Below are 1651 nucleotides of genomic sequence, written 5' to 3'. Positions count from 1 at the left end.
GGCGATTTGTCTTTGTGATAAACCTTCAATCTCCTTTAAAATTTTGATACGATGAAATTGAGCCATATTGATCATCCTTTTTTTCCTCTCTCATGTAGTAAGTTTGGTCACTTTCTATCATAAGAGAAGGTTATTTAATTGGAAATCGGGTGGCTCATTTTTTATGTGATCAAACTGCTTGAAAGTGGCTCAATTTTAAATTATCAAATACAATTTTAAAGTTTCTATTTTTAAAGGATATACTTTAAGAGAAAACAAAATGAGTTATCTAATACAATATAAAGCATTGAAAATGTCAAAAGGGTACCGTTAACTATAGAAGGATTAACGTATTTTATTGTAGAAGTTATTGAACTGACAGGTAGGTTGGCGAAAAAGCACTTCGTTTATTTAGTGCTGCTGGCTACATTTTTTTATTTTAGGAGGAACAGACTAGGAAGTTTTTGCAGAATTTTTAGCACGTATTGCTAACCCGCAATATCGAGCTCGAATGGAAGGTGGGTTGGGTTATGGATAATGATTCAAAGTTGATTTACAGTGAAAAAGGACAAGAAATTGAGAATAAAGATTGGTGTCGGTCAGATAATCCAAAAATAGAGAGAGGTGTTTCTTGATGACAAATAGTAGATTAAATCCTAAGGTTGATGATTTTTTAAGTAAAGCCAAAAAGTGGAAGGAAGAATTTGAGACGTTGAGAAAAATCGTTCTTGATTGTGGGCTGACCGAAGAATTTAAGTGGATGCATCCATGTTACATGTTTGATAAAAAAAACATCGTTTTAATACATGGATTTAAAGAATATTGCGCGCTTCTATTTCACAAAGGTGCCTTGTTAAAAGATCCCCATGGAATTCTAATCCGGCAAACGGAGAATGTACAGGCTGCGCGCCAGATTCGGTTCACCAATGTTCAAGAAATAGTTGAAATGGAACCCATCATAAAAGCTTACATTAATGAAGCCATTGAAGTTGAAAAAGCCGGGTTGGAAGTGGATTTTAAGAAGACGACAGAATACATCATTCCTGAAGAATTTCAAAAAAAGCTTGATGAAAACCCTGACTTGAAAACTGCTTTTAGTAGCTTAACACCTGGACGACAAAGAGCATACATTCTATATTTTTCTCAACCCAAACAATCCAAAACTCGAGAGTCAAGGGTGGAAAAATATATGCAGCAAATTCTCGATGGAAAGGGATTAAAGGATTAATGTATTCATGAGAAAATAAATTAACCATTTTCAAGATATTATCTCACTTTGAGTTCATTCCGCATTTTGGATTGCGGGTAAAACTCAATCAAGTTTAAAATGGAAAACTTACGCATTACCAGCTAAGAAAAGAAAAATACTGCACACAAATGTGTACCCTTTGCTTTTTGCAAAAAGGTTCACATTTCTTAAACGACCATGAAAATACTTATATGAATAATTTTGTTGTTCAATTAAAGGGTGCGTTGATCCAAGAAAAGGATTTAACGCTTTTTTGTTGAAGTTATTTCACTAATTGATCAGCAGTGTTGAATGGGTATAAATGTCAACGATAATATGTACACTTTTGCTCGTTTTAGAATGTACAATTCTGCTATTCGGACTTTGGTATTATCCCCCAGCCTTTCTGTTTCTTTTGCTGGGGGGAGGTTTTGTTAATCTAAA

Annotated in this window: 1 protein-coding gene; it reads left to right on the top strand. The window is 34.0% G+C overall.

Features of this window, described 5'->3' with window-relative positions; all coding sequences use genetic code 11:
- The first annotated feature begins 613 nt into the window (after positions 1-613).
- Positions 614-1207: a YdeI/OmpD-associated family protein gene (locus tag MLE14_RS22175; RefSeq protein ID WP_243300534.1), complete on the top strand. Its 594-nt coding sequence runs from the start codon at positions 614-616 to the stop codon at positions 1205-1207.
- The last annotated feature ends 444 nt before the right edge of the window (positions 1208-1651 follow it).

The sequence above is a fragment of the Bacillus litorisediminis genome, assembly GCF_022808645.1.
GTDB classification, from domain to species: domain Bacteria; phylum Bacillota; class Bacilli; order Bacillales; family JC228; genus Bacillus_BF; species Bacillus_BF litorisediminis.
The sequence above is the reverse complement of the archived record's forward strand: the minus strand, read 5'-3'. Positions and strand labels throughout refer to the sequence as shown.

Bases quoted from the DNA above. Each gene is read 5' to 3' on its own strand.
- MLE14_RS22175 (WP_243300534.1), top strand. From the start codon at position 614: ATGACAAATAGTAGATTAAATCCTAAGGTTGATGATTTTTTAAGTAAA.